The following is a 23,027-nucleotide window of genomic DNA, read 5'->3' as shown; positions in this document are numbered from 1 at the left end:
TGGATCGACAAGTCAACGAGGGGAATCATGTCTAAAAGCTTTCAGAATGAAGTGCCGCGGGCACGGGTCAATATCACCCTGGATCTGGAAACCGGTGGCGCCAAGAAGAAACTCGAACTGCCGCTGAAACTCCTGGTCATGGGGGACTACAGCAATGGTCAGGCGGAAGGACGGCTGGCCGAGCGCGAACGGGTACGTATTGATCGCAACAATATCGATGATGTGCTCAAGGACATGGCTCCCCGGGTGAAATACACGGTGGAGAACCAGCTCCGTGAAGACGGTTCCGAAATAGAAGTGGACCTGGCGTTCGACAGCTTCAAGTCATTCAAACCGGAAGCGGTGGCCCAGAGCATCCCGCAGCTCAACGACATGCTGGCCATGCGCAGCCTGCTCAAGGATCTGAAATCCAACCTGCTGGATAACAGCAAATTCCGCCGCGAGCTGGAGCGCATCGTCAAAAATCAGCCCGAGCTGGAATCCCTGATGGGCCAGCTGGAATCCCTGGTGCCACTGGATGGCGAAAGCAGCGGCGAATAAGTGCAGTGCAGCAAGGAGAGATCGCATGAGTACACAACAGACACAACAGGCCACCACCGAGGTGGAAAGCAAGGAAGAAGGCAGCATCTACGAGCGCCTGTGCAGCATGGTGGATATCGATCCGGTGGGGCAGCCACTGACCCTGCAGACCTTTCACCACAGCGAGAACCTGGCAGAAGTGCCGCTGGAGCAGCGATTGACGGCGGCGCTACAGGTCTTTCTCGACCTGGCCAGCCGCAGCGACAAATTCGATCGTATCGACAAGACCCTGCTGGACCAGTACATCGCCCGCATCGACAGCGCCATCAGCACGCAACTGGATGCGGTCATGCACCACCCGGAATTCCAGAAAGTGGAATCTGCCTGGACCTCCCTGAAGTTCCTGGTGGACCGGGCCGATCCCAAGGCCAACATCCGCGTGGAGTTGCTGGATTCCAGCAAGGAAGACCTGGCCGAGGATTTCGAGGATGTGCCGGATGTGACCCAGTCCGGGCTGTTCAATCATCTCTACATCCAGGAATACGACACCCCGGGCGGTGAACCCATGTCCGCGGTGATTTCCAACTTCGAGTTCGACTGTTCCGCACCGGATATTTCCCTGCTCACGGAAATCTCCCGGGTGGCCGCCGCGTCACATTGTCCCTTCCTGGGCAGTGCCGGCAGCAAGTTCTTCGGCAAGGATGCCATTGAGGAAGTGCCGAAGATCCAGGATATCGGCAGCTACCTGGAAAAAGCCGAGTACACCCGCTGGCGCAGTTTCCGGGAAAGCGAAGATTCCCGTTATGTGGGCTTGGTAATGCCGCGTTTCCTGCTGCGTCTTCCCTATGGGGAAAGTAATCCGGTGCGCCAGTTCAACTACCAGGAAAGCGTGGCCGGCGAAGACCACGAGAAATACCTGTGGGGCAATGCCACTTTCGCTTTCGCATCCAACATGGCGCGCAGTTTCAAACAGTACGGCTGGACGGTAAACATCCGTGGCCCGGAAGCGGGCGGCAAGCTGGAAAACCTGCCGCTGCATCATTACGACGTGGGCCGTGGCACTCAAGCCAAGATTCCTACGGAAATCCTGATTTCCGAAACCAAGGAACTGGAATTCGCCGAGGAAGGGTTTATTCCACTGAGCTTCTACAAGAACAGCGACTACGCCTGCTTCTTTTCAGCCAATTCCGCCCAGAGACCGGCTGAATATACGACAAAAGAAGCCACCGCTAACTCACGCATTAATTCGCGTTTGCCTTACATCTTCCTGGTGTCGCGTCTGGCACATTACCTCAAGGTTCTGCAGCGCGAAAACATTGGTGCCAGCAAAAGCCGCCAGGAACTGGAAAACGAACTCAATGACTGGCTCCAGGGCCTGGTCACCAAGATGAACAATCCGGACCCGGAACTGGTGGCCAATTACCCGCTGCAGGATGGCTATGTGAAAGTGCAGAGCATTCCTGAAAACCCGGGCTACTACCGGGTGGACATGGCCGTCATGCCGCATTTCCAGATAGAAGGGGTGGATGTGCGCCTGTCACTGGTGTCCCAGTTGCCGGCAGGCAAAGACGGCTGATCACTTTAGCAGGCAGAGAGCTAAAGACGCTCCTTGCCTGCATGGAACACATCCTTGAGCCGTGAGTAACAACAAGGTTGTTGCCCTGGGGGGAGGGTGTGCGGGGCTGGCATCAGCCGGCCTTTGATAAAACTGAAACTGAACAGGAGGTTTTCCTATGGCGATTCCCGCCTATATGTGGATCAAGGACGATCAGGGGAGCGAGATTGAAGGGTCTGTTTCCATTGCAGATCGGGAAGGGAGCATCGAGGTGCTGCATTTCGATCATGAGCTGCGTATCCCCACCGATGGTGATACCGGCTCCCTGACCGGCACCCGCAAGCATGAACCCTTTGTCTTCACCAAGGGTTTCGACAGTGCCTCACCGTATCTGTACAAGGCTTGCAGCAACGGTCAGACCCTGAAAGAGCTGGTGCTGCGTTGGTTCCGCATCGACGATACCGGTACCGAGAAGGAATATTTCCGTCACACCCTCAAGGACGTGAAAATCACTTCCGTGAAGCCGGTGATGCACAACGTGAAGGACATCGACAAGGAAAGCTATCCGCATCTGGAAGAGGTGTCCGCGCGCTATGCAGCGATCACCTGGACCTATGTGGACGGCAACATTGAGTTCTCCGACTCCTGGACCGAAGGCCGCTAAGAGCCCGGGGGCGGATTTTGTTCGCCCCCACCCAATCCATTTTGTTGCATCACGAGGGATTATGTCCGCTGCCCTGTTCGAGATCATTCATGGCCGGTTTGCCGATGGCACACCGGTGGCATCGCTGGAAGGTCGCGAGGCGCGCCTGCGTAGCATTCACGATCATCTACAGCGATTGCTCAATGCCCGCTATGACGTGCTGGAGCACCTGCCCGAACACGGCTTGCCGGATTTGCCGTCTCTCTATGATGCCTTGCCCTATTCAATCGACACCCTTGCTCGCCTGGTGCGCGAGACCATCGTTCGCTTCGAACCGCGCTTGCAACATATCCAGGTAACGGCGCGACGGGAGAGCTCCACGGACTGTGTAGTGCAGTTGGAAGTGACCGGTGTGGTACCGGAAGGCGGCGTGGCCCGTTTCCGTACCTATTTCCAGAGCGACGGGGGTGCCGATATCAAGGCGGGAGCAGCCAATGCGCGAGTATTTTGAATCCGAAATGCGGTTGCTGCATGAGGCTGCCGCTGATTTTGCCAAAGCCCATCCCGAGCAGGCCAGGATGCTGAACCTGGCCGAAGTCCGTGACCGCGATCCCTATGTGGAGCGTTTGCTGGAAGGGATGGCATTTATCGCAGCACAGATCCGCACCCGTATTGATGACAGCGAAAACGCTATCAGTGAGCAGCTGCTTGAGCAGCTGTGCCCAGGGCAGTTGCGTGGCTATGCCAGCCGCACGGTGATGAACTTTGCCCCGGATGCCAATGCCCAGGGTGGCAAGAGCCTGCCGGCTGGCAGCATTATCCGTTCCGCTCCGGTGGGGGAGGGCAGGCAGCAATGTCACTTTTCCACGCTGGCTGACTTACAGATCCTGCCATTGCAGGTCAGCGGCGTTCAGACCCACGAAACCGGTAATGGCAGCACTGAACTGACCCTGACACTGGCCCATGCTGGCGCCGGTAATCTGGCGGATCTGGATCTGTCTACTCTGGAAATTTACCTGCACTGCGACCCGGCCCTGGCGCTGGCGTTGTGTCATGGCCTTAGCCGGCCGAAAGGAAAGCTGGGCTTTTCGGTGGATGGCTCATCCTGTGGTGAACTGGACGCCGCTGATGTCAGCATTCCGTATCTGGAGGTGTTGTCCCATACCGGTCACCACCGTGGGCTGCCCGGTTTTTCCCTGCTACAGGATTATTTTGCCTGGCGGGAACGGTTTTTCTTTATTCGTATTGCCGGTCTGTCGCAGCTGACCTTCCCGGACAAGGGGCGTGAATGTCAGTTGCAAGTGGAACTACCTTTGCAGCTGCCGGCGGAGCATCAGCTCAAGCGCGAGCATTTTCAGCTTAACTGTGTGCCGGCCGTCAACCTCTACGAGCTGGACGCGGACCCCCTCGATGTGGATCAGAAACGGGCGGAATACCGTTTCCTGCCGGACCAGAAATACCCGGATACGGTGGTGCTGCATGAGATCCTGTCGCTGACCGGCCGCGATCATCGCAGTGCCCGGCTTACCGATTATCAGCCGTTCTATCGTGCCCATGATTTCAGCCAGGGCGAATACTGTTATCGATTAACCCGTCGTGATCTTGGGCTGGCCACTCCACAACCGTTTATCAGCCTGTCTGGTCCCGGCCTGATCCCGGCGCAGACGCTGTCTGCTCGTGTCAGAGTCAGTGACGGCTATTTGCCACGCCGTTATCTGGCGGAAAACCAGATTACCCGGCCCGGTGAGGGCGTGCCGTCGTCCCTGTCGATCCGTAACCTCAATCGCCCCTGCAGCTACCTGCCGTGCCCGGACAGCAGCGCCTACCGTTGGCAATTACAGGCCCTAATGCAGCTTTCTGCGGTGGGGCTGGCCAACCGTAACAGCCTGCAATCACTGATGGGTTTGTTGGACTGGACTGACCGGCAGGAAAACCAGCGCCGGCGCCAGGCCCTGCAGGAGGTGAGTGTCACGCCGGTGACTCGGATGCTCAAGGGAATGCTCTACCGGGGCGCGGTGGTAACGGTGCAGCTGAGCCAGGGTGATTTTTTATCGCTGGACGATATCTACCTGTTCGGCTGCGTACTACACCGCCTGCTCAGCCAGCTTGCACCGATCAACGAGAGCGTGGAATTGCGCGTTATCGCTCAACCCAGTCAGAAGGAGTTTGTATGGGAACCTCAGGTGGGTTGCGCGGCGCCGATGTAATGCAGGGGCTGTTACGAACGCCCCAGCAATTTGATTTTGCCCAGGCCATGGAGTTGCTGGAAGCCAGTGATCCGGAAGGGGCGGTGTTTGGTCAGGGGTTGGAAAAGCGGGTACGCCTGTTGCCGGATGACAATCTGGTCTTTCCGGCTTCCGATATCCGTGGCTGCCAGCAACAGTCAGCACAGTTGACCTTGTTGATGGGCTTTTTCGGTTTGTATGGCGTTGATGCACCGGTGCCCCATTACCTGCTCGACCGGACCACTGCCGAGGATGACGATGCCGCACGCATGCGCGACTTCCTCAATATTTTCAATCCACGCTTTTATGCCCTGTTGTATCGGGCCATGCAGATTTCACGGCCGGCGGCGGGGCGCTTACCCGCCGCCTTCCGCGGCAGTGCAGATGCGCTTTCCGGCCGGCTTGGCGGAGGCAATGATCAACAAGGTGAAGCTGACAGGGACAGACGCTATTTCCCGGTAACGAAAATCCGCAGCGCCGGTGGCTTGCAAATCCTGCTGCAGGATCGCCTGCCCGGCATCGACGTGGATGTGCAGGATCGGCAGCCCGCCTGGCAAGCCCTCGGCGAGGGCTGTGTGCTGGGCCGCAATGACTGCGCCCTGGGGGATAACGCCATCCTCGGCGGCCAGGCTTATATGGCCAACGGCAATGTGGCCGTCCGCCTGGGACCGGTGGATTCCCGGGCCGCACAACAATTGCTGCCCGGTCACAGCCAGGGCGACAACCTGAGACAACAACTGGATGACTACCTGCAAGGGCAGGTGGGGGCCGAGCTGCAAATCCGCGTGTGTCCCTCGCGGCGTCGCAGCGTGGGGCTGGGCACCGATGAACAGCGTCTGGGCTGGTCTGCCTGGCTGGGTGAGCGCCTGCAACAGGAATACGTCATCCGCGTGGCACCGGAAACGGCGCGCAGTAACGGGAACTAATCCATGGAGGGGAACATGCAAGGTCAAACCATCCGCCGGCTGGTGGAAAAACTCAACGATACCTGTGCCCGTGCACTGGAACAGGCGGCGGTGTTCGCTGCCGCGCGCAGCGATTACGAAGTGCGCATTGAGCATGTGCTGATCAAATTGCTGGAAAGTGATCTGCGCAATGACCTGCAACTGGCATTGGCCCACAGCGACATCAGCGCCGATCAGGTGTTCGAATCGCAGATGCAGGCCCTGTCACGGCTGCGCACCTCCAACCCGGAAAAACCGGTGTTTTCTGCCCGTCTGGTGCAATGGCTGGAACAGGCCTGGCTGGCTTCCAGCCTGTATTACCAGGGCGACACCATTCGCAGCATCAGCCTGCTGGATGCCTTGCTGGAACTGCTGCCGCGCCTGGGCGACAACGCTTTTGCCTTGTTGGAGCCCATGTCACTGACGCAATTGCGCGAACACTTTACGACCTGGACGGCGGCTTCCGTAGAGCAGCCGCGCAGTGCCACGGATGTTGCCGGCGAACCGGGCAGTGCCGGCGCCGCATCCCGCCCGGCAGGTGAAGAAGCGTTAGGCCAGTTCTGTCAGGATTTTACCGCCGAGGCCCGTGAAGGGCGTCTTGATCCGGTGGTTGGTCGGGGTGACGAAATCCGCATGGCGATCGATATTCTCTGTCGCCGTCGCAAGAACAACCCGATCCTGGTGGGTGAACCCGGGGTGGGTAAAACCGCGGTGGTGGAAGGTCTGGCCCAGCAAATCATCAACGGTGAAGTGCCCGAGGCACTAAAAGACGTGCGCTTGCTGGGGCTGGATCTGGGCCAGTTGCAGGCCGGGGCCAGCGTCAAAGGGGAATTCGAGCGTCGCCTGAAACAGGTGATCAGCGAAATCCAGCGTTCACCCACTCCGGTCATTCTCTTTATCGATGAGGCCCATACCCTCATCGGTGCCGGCGGCGACGCTGGTCAGAACGATGCCGCCAACCTGCTCAAGCCGGCCCTGGCCCGGGGCGGCATGCGCACCATCGCCGCCACCACATGGGCGGAGTACAAGCGCTACTTCGAACGGGATGCGGCCCTGGATCGCCGCTTCCAGCGGGTTCCCGTTGATGAGCCCGATGGCGAGCGGGCTCTGCTGATGCTCAGTGGCCTGAAGGACAAGTTTGCCGACCACCATGGCGTACACCTGACCGACGAAGCTCTGTCTGCCGCTGTCACCTTGTCCCAACGCTATATCACCGGTCGCCAGTTGCCGGACAAGGCCATTGATGTTCTCGATACCGCCGCTGCCCGGGTGCGACTCAGTCAGGCCAGCCAGCCCCGGGGTCTGTCACAGGGCGCCGAACGTCTGCGTTATCTGGAACAACGGCTTGCCGCCCTGCAGCAGGATCTGGCTCAAGGGCTGCCTGCCGATGAACGTCTGCGCCAACAATTGACGGCAGAGCAGAATCAGGTAGCCGCCGAAATGGAAACCACCGAACAGCGCTGGCAGCAGGAACAGGCCACCGTGGCCGCCCTGGATGGCAGTCGCGAACGGCGCGAGGCGCTGCATGCGGTGCAGGCCGGTGAGCCCATGATTCACCCGGAAGTGAATGCAGCCACGGTAGCGTCGGTTATCGCAGACTGGACCGGGGTGCCGCTCGGGCGCATGCAGCGTGATGAAGTGTCGGTGCTGCGTGACCTGGAGCAGCGCCTGTCGCAGCGGGTGGTGGGTCAGGATGGCGGGCTGAGCATGCTGGCGCGGACCCTGCGCGCCGCCAAGGCGGGGCTGCGGAAAAACGAAGGCCCCCTGGGTGTCTTCCTGCTTGCCGGCCCCAGCGGTGTGGGCAAAACCGAAACGGCCCGCGCCCTGGCCGATGAACTGTTCGGCGGTGAACGATTCCTGGTCAGTATCAACATGAGCGAATACCAGGAAGCCCATACCGTGTCCCAGCTCAAGGGCAGCCCGCCGGGGTATGTGGGGTTCGGTGAAGGCGGCGTGCTTACCGAAGCAGTGCGCCAGCGTCCGTACTCGGTGGTCCTGCTGGATGAAGTGGAAAAAGCCCACCCGGATGTGATGAACCTGTTCTATCAGGTATTCGATCGCGGTGTATTGCGCGATGGGGAAGGGCGGGAAATCGATTTCCGTAACACCGTTATTCTGATGACCTCCAACCTGGGCAGCGACACCCTGCAACAGCTGGCGTTGCCACCGGAAGAAGAACCGGCGCAGGCACAGGACGATCAAGCCGATAATAACGATAACGACGGTGAAGAGGAGAACCCCTGGCAGGCACCAACCGATGCACAGCTGATCAGCGCCATCGAGCCGGATCTGCGCCGCCATTTCGCCGCAGCCTTGCTCGCCCGCATGCAGGCGATTCCTTTCCGTCCCCTGGATCAGGACATGCTCAATGCGGTGGTGGCCATGCGCCTGGATGCGGTGGCCCAGCGGTTGATGCAGGCCCACGGCATTACCTTCCGGGTGGACCAGAAAGTCATGGAGCAATTGTCGCGGCAATGCCAGGTGGCCGAGAGCGGTGCCCGCCAGGTGGAATCCGTCATCGAGCAGCAACTGATGCCGGGCCTGGCCCAGCAACTGCTGGGCTACATGGCCGACGACGACATGCCCGATATTCTGACCCTGGAACTGGATGAACAAGGGCAGATCACGGCCGTCTTCGCGGACCAGCCGGTGCCGGAATCCCTGAGCGCCTGACGATAACCACAACACAACAAGGACAGTTCCATGGGTATCGACAAGTATCTGGACCGAGCCAAAGACCTGATAGGTGACGCAGGGATTCCCTCATCGGGCAAGTCGGCACTGTCCGGCTCGGGTCTGCCTTCCGTTGATGGTGGAGGTTTGCTCAATGGCAATATGTTGTCCGGGTTGGCTAACGGGGACGTTTCCCTGGACAGCCTGAAAGCCTCTGTCATGCAGCAGCTGGAGCAGGCCGCCGGTGGTGCCATGCAGCAATTGATGGACGCCCCCAAGTGTCGTTTCTTTATTGATGTGGCGGGCATGGGCGAAGAGGCCCTGGCCGTGGAGTGTTTCGCCTCGCAGGATCTGGCGCTGTCTTCCCTGGGGCGCATGCAGGTGGATGTGCTGACGCGTATCGAGCCTTCGCTAGGCTCCTTGCCCGGGGAATCTGCCATCCTGCGAGTGGAAGGAAGCGGCGGTCAACAACAGCACTTTGCCTTCATGGTGGAAGCGGTGGAGGAGCTTAGCGCCAGCCCGGAAGGTGCCCGCCTGCGCCTGCATCTGGTGTCGCCGTTGTTCCCGCTGGCCCTGAATCGTCACAACCGGGTCTTTCTCAACAAGACCGTGCAGGAAATTATCGAACAAGTCCTGGAAGAAGCGAGTTTCAACGCCGATGACATCACCATCGAGTTCAGCCAGCCCCAACCTGCGCGAGCCATGACCGTGCAGTATGAAGAAAGCGACCTGGATTTTCTGGAGCGGCTGCTGGCCCGTGACGGCGCCTTTTACGCCGTAGTCCATGGCGACAGCGGCCAACACTTTCACTTTCATGATGACAGCGCGGCCCTGCAGGAAAACCTGGGCAGCGCCATGCTGGAATTTCATGCCGAAAGTGGCCAGGCAGCCGGCAGTGAGCGCGTGTTTCAGGTTACCCGAACGATTCGCTGGCGCAGCGGTACGTTCAATGTTTATGACCATAACCCGGACACGCCGGATAACCCGCCCCAGGGCTATGCCGAAGGCCTGGGCGGTCGGGGCGACCAGTGCCATTGGGGCGTTAACGCCGTGGACGCGGAGCAGGGTAATGCCATGGCCCGCGTTCGCTGCGAAGTGGAAGATGTACAGCGGCAGACGGTGATCGCGAGGGCTGACACTGGCCAGTTCGTACCTGGCATGAAGCTGATCCTCGCGGGCCACCCCAGCCACGACGGCGAATGGCTGGTGTCAGCGGTGAGCATTCAAGGTGACCAGCGCGTGGGCCACGCCTTCGGCCAGAACAGTGACCGTCCTGGCCTGCAAAGCGAACTGACCCTGGTACCGGTATCCATCCCCTGGCGCAGCGCAGCGGCCTGGCAGCGGGCACCGGTTCACGGCAGCTTTTCTGCCGTGGTGGAAGGGGATGGCAGCGATTATGCCTACCTGGACGATCAGGGCCGTTACCGTATCCGCCTTCCCTTTGATCTCAGTGATTCACCGCAGGGGGAAGCCAGCCCGCCGGTACGTCTGATGCAACCCTACGGTGGCCCGGACAGTGGCATGCACCTACCCCTGCATGGCGGTACCGAAGTGTTGCTCAGTTGCGTCAACGGCGATATCGATCGCCCCATTATCCTTGGGGCTCTCAGTAACCCGACCACGCCGGGGCCGGTCACCGCGTCCAACCCCAGTCAGCATATCCTGCGCACCCGTGGTGGCAACGAACTGTTGATGGAAGACCGGGCTGGCGAAGAACGCATCGAACTGTTCACCCATGAACGAAAAAACCGTTTGAGCCTGGATGCCCGGCAAGACGCCCATCAGGCAACCCTGGAAAGCGTGGAAGGGGATATGGCACTGCGTGCCGGTGGCAACATGACCACCGAAGTGGGCGGCTCGCAGAATACCCAGGTTGGCGAAGATCAGACAGTGACCGTGGCCCGCCATCTCAAGTTGATGACTCAGGAAGGCGAGGTGGAGCTACAAGCCGGCTCGGACCTGCTGTTCAAGGCCGGCGACAATCTTCGCATGGCAACGGACAAGGGCGATATGACCCTGCATGCCGGCAAGGACCTGATTGCGAAAGCCGAAGCCAACTTCTCCATGGACGTGGTGTCCGGTGACGCAACAGTGGTGGTGGATAACGGCAAGCTGGGCATGGATGTACAGGGTGCCATCACGATTCGTGGTTCAGGCAGTGCGCCCATTCGCCTCAGCCAGGGCGGCGGCACCATTGAAATCACTCCCGGGGGGGATCTGATTATTGACGGCCCCAATGTGGAAATCTCGGGCGGCTCCATCAAGGTGGATGGCCAGATGGTAGGCAGTAACTAAAACCTTCACCCGAAACAAAAGTAGGGTGGGTCAGCCGCAGGCGTAACCCACCACCCCAGGATCGACGTAATACGCATAACCAAGCAATCAGGGAAGGCTGCGATGGGTTGGCTGGATAATATCGAAGGCAAACTGGACGACGCTCTGGATGACGTCAAAGAAGAAATCGGTGAACGTCTGGAGCAGGCCGGTGCGTCATTGTTTGGCAACGGTAATGAAGGCCTCGGCGGGGGTGAAATTATCCTCACCGTTGATGGGCTGCCATTGGAACCCTATGCCCTGACTGCGAATTCTTCTCTCAGCCAGATCAGCGAATACCGGTTTTATTGTGCGGTTGCTGTTGGTGTGGAAGCGGGCAGCTTTCTGGATAAACCTGCGCAATGGAGCTGTACCAGTGCAGACGGCCTGAGCCGGGATTATGCTGGCAAGGTGACCCGTATTGATCAGGGGCGGATCCTGCCTGATGGGCAGGAGGAGTGGGTGCTCACGGTCTCCTCAGGCCTTGCGGCACTGCGACAGCAATCCCGCTATCGCATCGTTCATCGCCGTACCGTCATCGAACTGGCGGAAGTGTTACTGCAGGAATATAGCCTTACGGTGGACAACCGCACCCATGAACACTATCCGCCCATGGACTGGACTGCGCAGGTAGGAGAAACCGACCTGCAGTTCCTGCAACGCCTTCTGGCCCGGGATGGCATCTGGTTCTATTCCACCTTGGCAGAGCAGGGCGAGGTTATCGTTCTGGCCGACGATCAGCATGGCGCCAGCCGCGCAGACCGGGGTGAGCTGGCTGTTACTGCAGAAACCGGCGGGAGTCGCAGTGTGGCTGGCCATGCCACGGTCGCATTGCGCCAGTCACGTCGATATTACCGCTGGCAGCCCGACCGCAGCCGGGTTCATCAGCAAGTGTGTCCATCGGAAGCCGCTGCCCTGACAAGGGAAAGTCAGTCATCGGCAGGCAAGGTGGCAACCCGGCAAACCTTTTTCCAGTCTGGTAGCGGTGATGCCCATGCCAGTCTGACGCAAGCACGTCTGGAGCAGGAAAGGCAGCAATGTCGGTCCCATACCATTCTGGTGTCCGGTGCGGTGGGGGACTTGCAGGTTGGCCAGTGGCTGCCCGTTGCAGGGCATGGCCCTTGCCTGATTACCCGTGCCGCTCTGACGTTCTCCTCTCCCAGAAACCACCTGGGTAACAGCCCCAATGGATTTACCTGGGAGGCTGAACTACTACCGTTAGCGCAGCCCTTTCGCCCGGCGTTGCCTGCTCAAATCTCGCTACCTCTGGTCTTCCCGGCACGGGTCGAAGCTGGCGGCCCCTATAGTCATGTGGATGGCATGGACAGCCGTAAAGCCCGCATTGATTTTGACGATGGCGACCAGCCTCTTACCGAATCCAGCCCACCCCTGCGCCAGCTACAGCCCCACGGCAGCTTGCCCGGCAAAGACGGGCAAGCCACTGGTTGGGACTGGCCGCTGAGAAACGGTGCTGAAGTGCTGTTGACCTGCCTGAACAACGACCCGGACAAGCCGTTGATACTGGGCTATGCACCAGCAGCATCCCAACCGGGCCCGGTGAGTAACCGAAACGCGCCGGAAAATCGTATCCTTACCCCGGCCGGTCATTTGTTGAATCTCAATGACAGAAAAGAGGCGCAAGCAATTACCCTGAACACCCCGGATGGGCAATGTCTCCTGGACCTGAACGCCAACAGCGAAAGCCCGCTGGTGACTCTCGCCTGTGAGCAGGGAGCATTAGTGATGCGCGCAGGCCAACATCAGAATATTGACGTCGGGAAAAACAGCCAGATCCGAATCGGCAGCGACAGCACAACGCAAGTCCTGAATCGCTCTGTGATCCACACCGATTCCGGTGTGATACACCACCAGTCCCAGACCAACACCCATCTAACCGCCACCGCCAATGCCACCCTGGAATCCGGCAAAAACCTGGAACTGTACAGCGCTGCCAACAGCCAGCTGCGGGTGCAGGGGAGCGCAGCCATTACTGCCAGCAAAGGCCTGGCTAGCAAGGTCGGCAGCAACCTGCACCTACAAGCGACCGACGCCATCGACATCCGTGGCGATGGCAGCGGAGATCTCACCCTGCATCAGGGTGGTGGCGGTATCACCATTAAAGCAAATGGCACGGTGCGCCTGTTCGGCAATACGGTGACCCTGAAGGGGAAAAGTGGCGTCACTTTTAACGGTAACAAGGAATACAGTGTTCCGGCTGGCGTAAAGGCGGACAGCCCAATGCCTGAAGTGCCCAAGGCGCCAGAAGCGATTGTTGCGATAGAGGCAGAGGCACAATCAGTTTCACAGGGCGATTTAGTGGAGCTGTGTTATGTCCCCGCCGAGCAATGCTTTTACGGACTCACTGCTGAGGAAATGGAACAGCTGGACGAAGAAGAGCGAATCCTGGCTAAACCGATGCAGTCATTGCTACAGGCCAAGCAAAGCAGAGATAAAGATGCCATTGCCAGTGCCCAGGACAAGGTGGCGGAAGAAATAAAACCCGTCATCAATGGTGCAAGTGTCGATGGCTTGACCGAGATCGTTCGCCTACGGGGCAAGAAGTATACCTATGTCCGTTCAGACAAGATGAAAAACCATGTTCGTTCTTACAAGTTGGACGCGGACGACCGAAAACGCCGGGCATTACGGGATAAAGACGGCAACTATGACCTTGAGAAAGTTAAAAAGCAGTTGAGCCAAGTGACGGGTAAGGTGACTTGGGGGCTCGGAAAAGCCGAGACCAGCGGTGCCTTTACCGAATGGGCGCGAAGCATCAATAAAAACGCCAAGGCAGGGACCGACAATCTGGACGACCCGTTGCGCACCTATGATGCCACTGCCCAAGCGCAATTGATGCGCTACTATGCCGGCGCGTCCGGCGCCATCAATTTCAATCCACAGAAAGGCCAGTTCGGTATTGAAGGGCAGGTGTCCGGCAGTCTGGCGCTGGCAGAAGGCAAGGTGACTGCCAACGGCTATTTCCCCCATGCCGACGGCCATCATATTGTCTTTGATCACGAAGATGCCAAAGACGGCAAACCTGTGCAGCTTGGCAAGGTTCGCGCCCACTTCGAGATGAGCCTGGCCGGCTTCGCCGGGGCCAGCGCCATGGCCTGCGGAAAACTGGAATTCCAGCACAGGGGCGGCGGACTGATGTTCAAGGGGGCCGACGCCGGTGGTAGGTTCAGCGGTGAAGTATTCGCTGGAGCCAAGGTGGAATGCCAAGCCAAGGGCGCACTGGAATGGGCCAATCCGGATGAGCATTATCAATTCAAAGCGTTAGCGAGTACTGGTTACAAAGCTGCGGCTCAGGCAGGTGTAGGTGCTGCCGCCGGTTTTACCCTTAGCTATGAAGAAGGGCGTTTCATGCTTCGAGCCAAGGCGGGTATTGTCTGCGGCATTGGAGCTCAAGGTGGCTTGGAATATACCGTTGATGTGAAGTATATCAGTGCCTTCGTGGCCTTCTCCTATCACTCACTGCGTGATGCGGACTACACCGTGGGCATGATTATGGAAGAAAGCGCCGAAGAGGCGATGATGGCGCTGGTGTATTGTCTGGTATGGAAAGGGAAGAACACCGTGGAGGAAGTGCAAGACGCTTACCAACAAATGACCACCAACATTTTGAACTGGAGGGATGAAGCGTCTCAGGTTTTGTCTAAAGCTAACGATATATTAGATACTCTGAATGACTCTTTCTGGTTCCGCTATTCTCCGCCGGCACTGCTAATCCGACTTATGGAGAGCTTTATCAACCTGGGCGAACAAGCCCGGCTCAAGGGTGATGACTCACTGCAACATAAGGTAGACAAGGGGCTGGTGGCCATTGGCACGCACAGCCAGGGGGAAAATGAATGGCAAACCATCGTGCGTGGCGTGGCAGCCCGTACGAACAGCAGTCCAAGAGAGGTAGAAATGCGGCTGGCTCAGCTTCGCCTTAACCGTACCAACCAGATGCTGGCAAGAAGGCGTGATGTGCTGCCAGACGTTGCCCAGGCTAACCACCCCCTGACCATAAAGGATATGGTATGAAGTGCTCATTATTGATGATCGTCGCAATTTTCTTGCCTCTTGGTGCCTGCGCAGATGCCGGTGAAAGCATGACTGAAGCAACCATTAGCCAGGAGATACCGGAAGATGTGCAAGAGTTGTTGCGCGGCTCTGTCAAGAACCAAGTGTTCGTGAAAGGGGGGGGCTTTCAGATGGGAGACTTCGGTACTTATATAACGAAGAAAAGTTTCAACGAAGGCAGTTTTGATTATAAGTATGTTGATAAAGATCATCCCGATGCTATGTGGCTCCCGTGGCTACGTCCTGATTTTGATTTAAAAAAACAAACTTCCGAACCCGTTCACAAAGTCACTCTATCCAGCTATTCGATAGGAAAATATGAGGTGACGTTTTCGGAGTATGATGTTTATACTCGCTCTGAAGGAAAGGCTACTCTGGCAGAGCATAAAATAGGAAAGCAAAGTCGTCGCCCTAAAAATCCTGCGCACATGATGACATGGGAAAATGCGCGTAATTATTGCCTATGGTTGGGAAAACATACCGGCCTTTCTTTTGACCTTCCCACCGAGGCGCAGTGGGAGTACGCAGCCCGGAGCCGAGGCAGGGATGTTGCCTACGGCACGGATAGCGGAATGCCCCAAAAAGGAACTAATATTAATTCGAGCCTGGGGGTAAAAAAAGTAGGCTCCTACCCACCAAACCCTCTTGGATTATATGACATGAGCGGCAATGCCAAGGAATGGGTGTTGGACTGGTTCGATCCAGACTATTACAAAGTCTCGCCCGAGAACAACCCAAAGGGGCCGAAACAAGGAGAAAAAAGAGTAGTTCGAAGTGCAAAAGTTGTTTTAAAGCGGTTGCATGAAAAGCCGAAGGCTGACCCCGATACCGCCAAGGAATTCGGTTTTAAAGGCCACGCTTATGTGGGCTTCCGCTGCGCGGTTAACGAAGAAAAGCCTGTGACTCTGAAATAATGGGGTGCGATGAATCCAGTCGCATTCTATCCAAGGCAAAAGAAATACGGGGTAACGTATCCAGTTCACCCTGGTTCCGCTATCCCCGACGGGTCTGTTGATCCGCCTGATCAAAAAAGAGAATAGGGACACGCACGACTTGGAGAATCTCTTACACTGAGCGGGGAAAATTGCTGATTTTATGCTGATTATTTGGTCAGTATTGTCGAGTCATGGATATGCAAGGAGGCAACCCATGACCCGTGCTCGCTATACCCAGGTATCCCTGGACTCTACCCCTTACTATCACTGTATCTGTCGCTGCGTACTACGGGCCTTTCTTTGCGGGAAGGATCGCTACTCCGGCCAGAACTATGAGCATCGCCGCCAGTGGGTGGTGGATCGTCTGGCCGCCTTGGCGGAGGTCTTTGCTATCGATCTCTGTGCTTATGCCGTGATGTCCAATCACTACCATCTGGTTCTCCGCATCAATCAACAAAAGGCGCTGGACTTGACAGATCAAGAGGTTGCGGAGCGCTGGATGCAGCTGTTCAGTGGTCCTCTTATCGTGAAGCGTTGGATCAAAGGACAGACTGAGGAGGGGGAATCCCTCAAGGCTCTGGACATGATTGGTCAATGGCGTGAGCGGCTTCATGTGGAGGGTACGGGCAGGGCGATACTAGACGATAAACGAGGATCAATACCCAGGAAATCGATGAAAATACTGGATCGCTTGGGGATAGATGAGAAAGCCTGGCTTTCCCATATGAGATCACGAAAACAGCGCCAGCCTGTTGCGGTCGGCGCCTTGGCGAGGGTCCGTGAGTATGTCCAGCAAACTGGCAGGAAATGGGTGGCAGGGCAAAGCCTGGCAGGGTGGTAGGCTTTGCTTTTTCATAGTTGAATTTATGCGTGTCCCCTATATCGTGCTATATCGTGCTGATGAAGCCCGCTTCAAGGGTGACGTAACCATGCAACAGAAAGTGGACAGGGGCCTGGCAGCCATTGGCCATCACAGCCAGGGTGAAAACGAGTGGCAAACCATCGTGCGCGGCGTGGCTGCCCGCACCAACAGCACCCCCGAAGGGGTAGAAACCCGACTGGCCCAGCTCCAACTCCCGCGCACCAACCGTATGCTGGCCCGACGTCAAGAAGTTCTGCCTGCCATTGCTTTGGCAGACCAACCGCTACAAGCCCAGGAGACGGCATGAAGTATTTAGTGCTGACCATGTTGGCAGTTTTACCGTTCGGCGCGTGCGCTGGTGCCGATGTACCCAAAACTGAAGTGACAATCAACCAAGAGCTACCGAAAGAGGTGCAAACGGTATTGCGTCGTTCCGTCGAAAATCTGGTTTTTGTGGAGGGGGGGGCTTTCAGATGGGTGATGTTGGCGCCTACATTACGAGTAAAAGTTTCAATGAGGGGCCATTAGGCTCTTATGAATTTGTTGATAAAAACCACCCCGATGCCATGTGGATGCCTTGGGTATTTCAGGTTGCAGGAGAAAAACGCACTGCAGAACCCGTCCATAAAGTCACCCTTTCCAGCTATTCCATGGGGAAGTATGAAGTGACGTTTGAAGAGTTTGATGTTTATACCCAATTTACAGAGAAGCCGCTGCTGGTCGAACGTAAGTTGGGAAAAAGAAGCCGAAAACCTGCAAAACCGGTTCGTTATATGACATGGCAGCAAGCCCGCGATTATTGCTTTTGGCTGGGAGAAAACACGGGCCTGAATATTGACCTCCCCACAGAAGGTCAGTGGGAATATGCGGCGCGCAGCCGGGGCAAAAAGGTGGCGTATGGCACGGATACCGGCATGCCGAAAAAGGGAACCAATATCGGGTCTGGTCTCGGTGTGGAAAAAGTTGGATCTTATCCGCCGAATCCACTCGGTTTTTACGACATGAGTGCTAACGTCAAAGAGTGGATTCTGGACTGGTTCGACCCGGATTATTACGCCAATTCTCCCGAAGTGGACCCGCAGGGGCCGGAAAGCGGCACTGAGAAATCAGTACGAGGTGGCAAGGTGGTTTTGCAGCGCTACCACGAACCACCAAAAGCCGCCCCCAGAATCACCAAGGAATTTGGCTATGAAGGGCATCCCTATGTCGGCTTCCGCTGCGTTGTTAATGAAGACAAGCCTATTATCCTGAAATAATTCTCTGTGAATGAAACATAATAGCGCTTCGAGTCACGTTAGCTTTTCCCGCCACAGTGAAATGCACTGAAACCTATGCCCAACGGGGCGGCCAGGGGCGCCTTGCCTTCGACCACATAGAACAAGCCCATGGTGGTCAATGTGGATACGCCTACGTTGATCATTCCGGTTACCAAGCCAGAGCATGTGCTGGCGGCGAGTTTGAATGCGGAGCGGTGGGCCGATCTGTTTGGTGGTGTCTATACCTCGGAATTGTTCCTGTTTGCACCGGGCAGTATTACCGGCAGTTCGGAGTTTCACGGGCGCTTGCTGAACCCGAATCTTCCCCGGGATATGTTTCCGCCCATCGGTAATGTGATGCCGGAATTTATAGCCTATCTGGCGGAGCAGCAGGATACCGCTGCGGGGACGCACACACTGTCTATTGATCGCGGAAGCCCCGATACCCGCAAGAGTATTCTGCATGCGGAGTTCGACAAGAAGCCGGGCAAGGAAGTGAAGTGCCGTATTGGCGGTAACGTGATCAAGATGGGAGTGGGCGAGCTGCTTTACAGTTGATTTCAGTGGTCTGCGATTTATCGTTTGTTGGACTGGTTCTTCAGATAAACAATAAACGCCACCACGGCAATGCCGCAGAGGAACAACACGAAAGCGGTAATTAATTGTTCCAGTGTCATGATGCAGCCCTCCGGTCTGTTATGCCGACATTATCACGGGACCGGCGCCTTTACCGAATAGGCGCCGGTTTCGTGATTTGCATCAATCTTTTTCGGCAAAGTCGCCCCTCCGAACCGCTCTAGGCGATGCCACAGAGTAACTGCTCTGTCCTGTCCCAGCCCAGGCAGCCATCGGTGATGGAAAGGCCGTATTGAAGCGGTTTCTGCAGGGGCTGTTTGCCATCTTGCAGGTGGCTTTCCAGCATCACGCCGGCGATTGGGTTTTCGCCTCTGGCACGCTGTTCAAGCAGATCACGCAGTACCTCCGGCTGTCTCAGTGGGTCTTTGCCGCTGTTGGCATGGCTGCAATCCACGATCAGTCGCGGGTTGCGGCCTTTGCTCTGCAGGGCATCGACGGCAGTGCGGATGCTATTGGCATCGTAGTTGGGACCATGATGGCCGCCGCGCAGTACCAGATGGGTATCCGGGTTGCCGGCGGTTTGTAGCAGCGCACTGTGGCCGTTGTCATCGATGCCCAGGTGCGTGTGGGGATGTTCGGCTGCTCCCATGGCGTCACTCGCCACGTCGACACTGCCGTCGGTGCCGTTCTTGAAACCCACTGGCATGGGCAGGCCGCTGACCATTTCCCGGTGGATCTGGGATTCGGTAGTGCGCGCGCCGATGGCCGCCCAGCTGAGCAGGTCGCCCAGGTAGTCGGCGGCCATGGGGTGCAACAGTTCGGTGGCCAGGGGCAAGCCCAGCCGTGCCAGGTCCAGCAACAGGTGGCGAGACACGTTCAGGCCGGTGGCGATGTCGTTGCTGCCGTCCAGGTGCGGGTCGTAGAGCATGCCTTTCCAGCCCACGGTGGTGCGGGGTTTTTCCACGTAGGCACGCATCACCAGAAAGACCTTGTCGCCCAGCTGGGGGGATAGTTCGCTCAGGCGATGGCCGTATTCCAGTGCGGATTTCGGGTCATGGAGCGAGCAGGGGCCGGTGATCACCAGCAGGCGGTCGTCGGTGCCGTTGAGAATATCGCGTACGGTCTGTCGATGGGCCGTGATCTGTGCTGCCAGCTGGGCGTCCACTGGCAGGCGTTCGCGCAGCACGGTGGGGGAGGGCAGCGGCAGGCTGCGTCGCGGGCTGATGTCGGCCTGGCTGGCGGTAGAGCTCTGAGTCTGTTGCATGGTCGTTCCTTACTGTTCGGTGCGCGGTTACCGTCGCGCGTGATTCGATCGTAGTGTTCGCTGGAGTGGGCGTTGCCACTGGCTAAATAGCGTGTCTTTGTGGTGCTGGCCATATCGATACATGGTGTTTGTCCTCTGTCGTGCGGTTGTCTGGGCAATAAAAAACCCCGGGCGGGATACCGACCGGGGTTTTCGTGATTCGGCAGGCGTCCCGTAGCGGGCGCGCCTGGGTAACGGTCAGGCGCGCGAGCGGCTAAACCAATACCCGTAATAGAAGGCAGCGGGCACAACCGTGCCGACCGGCTTGCGGTCTGCATTGATGCTGTGATTGTGCAGGGCTGCGTTCATGGTGAAATCTCTTTGAATTCAGTTCTCAAGCCTAGCGATGGCGCCCGCCAGAAGCAAGAGGGCGGGCCTCTCTCCTTGATAGGTGGTCAATATGCCGGGTCGGCATGACAGGATCGTGACAGGACAAGGCAAAAAAATGCCCACCGAAGTGGGCAAGGAAGGTGGAGACAATCAAGGAGAAAACAGGATCAGAAGATATCGGCCTTACCGATGGCGTTGGTGATGATCTGGGCAAAGTGGCCTGCGCCTTTTTCCAGGCCCTTGAAGCCGCCGGTATTGAAGCTGACGGTGTTGCCTTGCCAGATAATCGCTTGCTGGTTCACGTCCCAGAGGTCCAGCCGAACCACATAGATGTCCTCATTCACAAAAAAGTCATCGCTGAATACCTGAGGACGCATGGTCATGGTGCCGGCGATCGGTACAGCGGCGCCGGGATCACCTTTTACTTCCAGGGTTTCGCTGCGCTGTTCTTCCAGGTGAATGGCCAGGGCACTGTCGAAGCCGTTTTCTTGCATGCGTTCTGCCAGATAGTCGCGGCTTTTGCCTTCGATGCCTTTGTCACCAAAGACCGTATGGGCGGCGGTGGCCTTGATGCCTTGCTCGGCAAACCTGGCAACGATGGCGTTTTCCAGGTGGCCACGCAGTTCGTGCTCAACGAGGACCCCCACCACCAATGACTGGTAGGGACCCTGTGGGTCTTTTTCTACGCCGGTCTGGGTGTTGACCATACGGGTGTCGTGGTAGCCGGTGACACAGGCCGCGAGCAGTGCAGCGAACAGGGCCACCATGGCAAATTTCACTTTTCTCATCGTTCCATCCTCATTCTGGTTGGCAGGCCACTAGGGTGCAGCCTGCGGTGTCCTTGCCTTCTCAGAAGTTGTAGGTGGTGCTCAGGGACAGATAATCCCGGTCGTTGACCACGCTATAGCTGGCATCGTTATAAGTGGTGTAGGACAGGTCGGCGCTGAGTTTCTTGTAGCTCATGCCTACACCCATACCCAGGCTGCGTTCGTCTTCCTGCAGGGCGTCATCGCTGGAATAGCCTTCCACGCCATGCTTCATGGTCAGCGACGGGGTCAACGCCACCGGGCCAATGACGTTGGTATAGGTGGATTTGAGCGTCAGTTGGTAGCCCCAGCTGAAGTCAGTCACATAGCCATCCTCACCGAGCTCGCCAACCCCGAAGTTGGTGTGGCGGCGGAAGCGCATGTCTTCCTGATCCGGCAGGTCATCAATGAACTCGGAACCTACCTGAGCTGAGACAATGGTCTTCTGTGCACCCAGCAATTTGGGAATGACTGTGGTGAAGGTCACTTCGGCACGCTGGATATCGAATTCCTGGAAACCGGTGACTTCGTTGCCGGAGCCGTAGACATAGTCGATGGTGTCCTGGGGAACGGTGGCAAATCCCTGTGCGGCGGCTGCCGGCACGCCATTGGCTTCCAGTACCCGCGCGGTAGTCAGATCCGGGGTGTTGATCTGGACTGGCATATCCGGCAGGTAGCTCAGGTTCATGGCCAGATTGCCGACACCCTCAAAGGTCTTGTCAGCGGTAAGGCCGACCACCTGAATGTCTTCCGGGTATTCATAGAAGTAGGCGATGTCGTTGCCAGCGGTAATCCCCTGCGCCAGCGGGCTGTCTTCCTTGGTCACTGAGTAGATCGGCAGACGCATGTGATAGTTCAGGAAGTAGGCGCCCACCTTGGCCTTGGATTTCGGGAAGGCATAGTCGAATTTCAGCCCGTACTGACCGCCATCATCCGGTTCTTTTTCGTCCCGGCGTGGAATATAGACGCCATTCTCGTAGGCGGTCTTGTTGGGAATAATCACCGAGCTGGAGAAGGTGGCATCACAACCGACGGCGGTGTTGTCGAGGGTGGAAAAGAAGGTGCCGCAGCCATCCAGGTTCGCGGCCCGCCATTCATACTGGTAGAAGGATTTCATGGAGAGCCGGTCGCTAAACTTGTAGTCAGCGGTCACCATGCCAGCGGGCTTGAAGAACTCGGTGTACTCGGCACCGGGGCGGTGCAGGGCTGCCAGGTCGATGGCGTTCAGCGCACTGAGGGAACCACGGGAATAGAGGCTGCGTCCCCACAGCAGAGTCTGACGACCCGCCTTCAGTTTCAGGGGCTGCTCATTGACCTGAAAGGTGCCGTGGACAAAGACATCCTGGAAGGTGGCTCCCTGGAATTTGGAGTTGCGATCAAAGCCGTCATCGCTGAGCGGCTCGCCGCCGACAAATTCATTGGGGAAGTTGCCGTGGGGAACATCCTTCTCTTTCTGCACGTAGTCGTACCAGCCCTTGGCTCGCACAAACAGGCCATAATTCTTGTACTGCAGGTTGACGTCGCCCACTGCCTTGGCAACGGCAGACACCACTTCACCACCATCATAGTTCAGGTTGCCGTCGTCAGAGACGGCTGAACCGGACGTGCCGCCGGGGGTATCACCGGCAAACAGATTTTCCTTGCGGGCAGACTCCATACGGGAAATAGCGCCCAAGGAGGCTTTCAGGTTCCATTTGACGCTGACGTCTTCATTGAACTGTTTTCCGCCAGCCATGGCCGGGGCTGCGGCTGTCAGCAGGCCCAGAGCCAGGGCACTGCTGCAGCCAACAGCGATCGCTTTGCTTCGCATTATTTTGCTCTCCCACTACCCGGTGATGAGCCGGGTAGAAATTCCGTTTGTTGTTGTGAACGTTGTTGTAGCGCACTTGTTGTCACGCCCGGTCCCATCGGGCGTTAAAATCCTGACCCTCGCCTTTTGTTTTTTTGAACCATTATTTCAAAAAGCGATGCGTCGGATTCAATTCATACATACCGGCGGGTATGTGGTCAAGACAG

General features: G+C 57.5%; 17 protein-coding genes. 14 read left to right on the top strand and 3 right to left on the bottom strand.

Annotated elements, in window-relative coordinates; all coding sequences use genetic code 11:
• Positions 1 to 27: 27 nt before the first annotated feature.
• From tssB to ACMG4N_RS13285, 14 genes are all read left to right on the top strand, one after another.
• Positions 28 to 540 carry a type VI secretion system contractile sheath small subunit gene (gene tssB / locus ACMG4N_RS13350; RefSeq protein ID WP_290538841.1) on the top strand — a complete coding sequence of 171 codons (513 nt, stop codon included), beginning with the start codon at positions 28 to 30 and terminating at the stop codon, positions 538 to 540.
• A gap of 25 nt (positions 541 to 565) precedes the next feature.
• Positions 566 to 2,095, top strand: coding sequence for a type VI secretion system contractile sheath large subunit (gene tssC / locus ACMG4N_RS13345; protein WP_297768924.1), 1,530 nt, complete (start codon positions 566 to 568; stop codon positions 2,093 to 2,095).
• 157 nt (positions 2,096 to 2,252) lie between these two features.
• A complete protein-coding gene (locus tag ACMG4N_RS13340) occupies positions 2,253 to 2,738 on the top strand; it encodes an Hcp family type VI secretion system effector (protein WP_290510958.1) in 486 nt (161 codons plus the stop codon).
• A gap of 61 nt (positions 2,739 to 2,799) precedes the next feature.
• Positions 2,800 to 3,228: a type VI secretion system baseplate subunit TssE gene (gene tssE / locus ACMG4N_RS13335; RefSeq protein ID WP_290510959.1), complete on the top strand. Its 429-nt coding sequence runs from the start codon at positions 2,800 to 2,802 to the stop codon at positions 3,226 to 3,228.
• Positions 3,212 to 4,924: a type VI secretion system baseplate subunit TssF gene (gene tssF, locus ACMG4N_RS13330; protein WP_414432054.1), complete on the top strand. Its 1,713-nt coding sequence runs from the start codon at positions 3,212 to 3,214 to the stop codon at positions 4,922 to 4,924. Before tssE ends, tssF begins: the two co-directional genes overlap by 17 nt.
• Positions 4,888 to 5,868 carry a type VI secretion system baseplate subunit TssG gene (gene tssG, locus ACMG4N_RS13325; protein WP_297768931.1) on the top strand — a complete coding sequence of 327 codons (981 nt, stop codon included), beginning with the start codon at positions 4,888 to 4,890 and terminating at the stop codon, positions 5,866 to 5,868. The genes tssF and tssG overlap by 37 nt, the downstream gene beginning before the upstream one ends.
• 15 nt (positions 5,869 to 5,883) lie before the next feature.
• Entirely contained in the window at positions 5,884 to 8,559 is a 2,676-nt protein-coding gene (gene tssH, locus ACMG4N_RS13320) for a type VI secretion system ATPase TssH (RefSeq protein WP_297768934.1), read from the top strand.
• 30 nt (positions 8,560 to 8,589) lie between these two features.
• Positions 8,590 to 10,854: a type VI secretion system Vgr family protein gene (locus tag ACMG4N_RS13315; protein WP_414432052.1), complete on the top strand. Its 2,265-nt coding sequence runs from the start codon at positions 8,590 to 8,592 to the stop codon at positions 10,852 to 10,854.
• A 102-nt stretch (positions 10,855 to 10,956) separates the two neighbouring features.
• Positions 10,957 to 14,904: a type VI secretion system Vgr family protein gene (locus ACMG4N_RS13310; RefSeq protein ID WP_297768940.1), complete on the top strand. Its 3,948-nt coding sequence runs from the start codon at positions 10,957 to 10,959 to the stop codon at positions 14,902 to 14,904.
• Positions 14,901 to 15,857 (top strand): formylglycine-generating enzyme family protein, encoded by a 957-nt coding sequence (locus tag ACMG4N_RS13305; protein WP_297768943.1) that lies wholly within the window; start codon positions 14,901 to 14,903, stop codon positions 15,855 to 15,857. The genes ACMG4N_RS13310 and ACMG4N_RS13305 overlap by 4 nt, the downstream gene beginning before the upstream one ends.
• A 235-nt stretch (positions 15,858 to 16,092) precedes the next feature.
• Positions 16,093 to 16,719 (top strand): hypothetical protein, encoded by a 627-nt coding sequence (locus ACMG4N_RS13300; protein ID WP_297768946.1) that lies wholly within the window; start codon positions 16,093 to 16,095, stop codon positions 16,717 to 16,719.
• Positions 16,720 to 16,744: 25 nt separating this feature from the next.
• Entirely contained in the window at positions 16,745 to 17,047 is a 303-nt protein-coding gene (locus ACMG4N_RS13295) for a hypothetical protein (RefSeq protein WP_297768948.1), read from the top strand.
• A gap of 166 nt (positions 17,048 to 17,213) precedes the next feature.
• Positions 17,214 to 17,996: a formylglycine-generating enzyme family protein gene (locus tag ACMG4N_RS13290; protein ID WP_297768951.1), complete on the top strand. Its 783-nt coding sequence runs from the start codon at positions 17,214 to 17,216 to the stop codon at positions 17,994 to 17,996.
• A gap of 129 nt (positions 17,997 to 18,125) precedes the next feature.
• The gene (locus tag ACMG4N_RS13285; RefSeq protein ID WP_414432049.1) at positions 18,126 to 18,554 is read left to right on the top strand and encodes a hypothetical protein; all 429 of its coding nucleotides are present in this window, start codon (positions 18,126 to 18,128) and stop codon (positions 18,552 to 18,554) included.
• Between the two features lie 238 nt (positions 18,555 to 18,792).
• Here ACMG4N_RS13285 and ACMG4N_RS13280 read toward each other — a convergent pair whose 3' ends face one another.
• The 3 genes from ACMG4N_RS13280 to ACMG4N_RS13270 all read right to left on the bottom strand — a co-directional run bounded on the left by ACMG4N_RS13280 (position 18,793) and on the right by ACMG4N_RS13270 (position 22,821).
• Positions 18,793 to 19,836, bottom strand: a complete 1,044-nt coding sequence (locus tag ACMG4N_RS13280; protein WP_414432048.1) for a 3-deoxy-7-phosphoheptulonate synthase — start codon at positions 19,834 to 19,836, stop codon at positions 18,793 to 18,795.
• A gap of 536 nt (positions 19,837 to 20,372) precedes the next feature.
• On the bottom strand, positions 20,373 to 20,993 hold the full coding sequence (locus ACMG4N_RS13275; RefSeq protein WP_414432047.1) for a hypothetical protein: 621 nt from the start codon (positions 20,991 to 20,993) through the stop codon (positions 20,373 to 20,375).
• A gap of 61 nt (positions 20,994 to 21,054) precedes the next feature.
• A complete protein-coding gene (locus tag ACMG4N_RS13270) occupies positions 21,055 to 22,821 on the bottom strand; it encodes a DUF1302 domain-containing protein (RefSeq protein ID WP_414432046.1) in 1,767 nt (588 codons plus the stop codon).
• Positions 22,822 to 23,027 lie beyond the last annotated feature (206 nt).

The sequence above is a fragment of the Alcanivorax sp. IL2 genome (assembly GCF_047495475.1).
Lineage (GTDB): Bacteria > Pseudomonadota > Gammaproteobacteria > Pseudomonadales > Alcanivoracaceae > Alcanivorax.
This window is presented reverse-complemented; position numbering and strand designations above follow the sequence as displayed.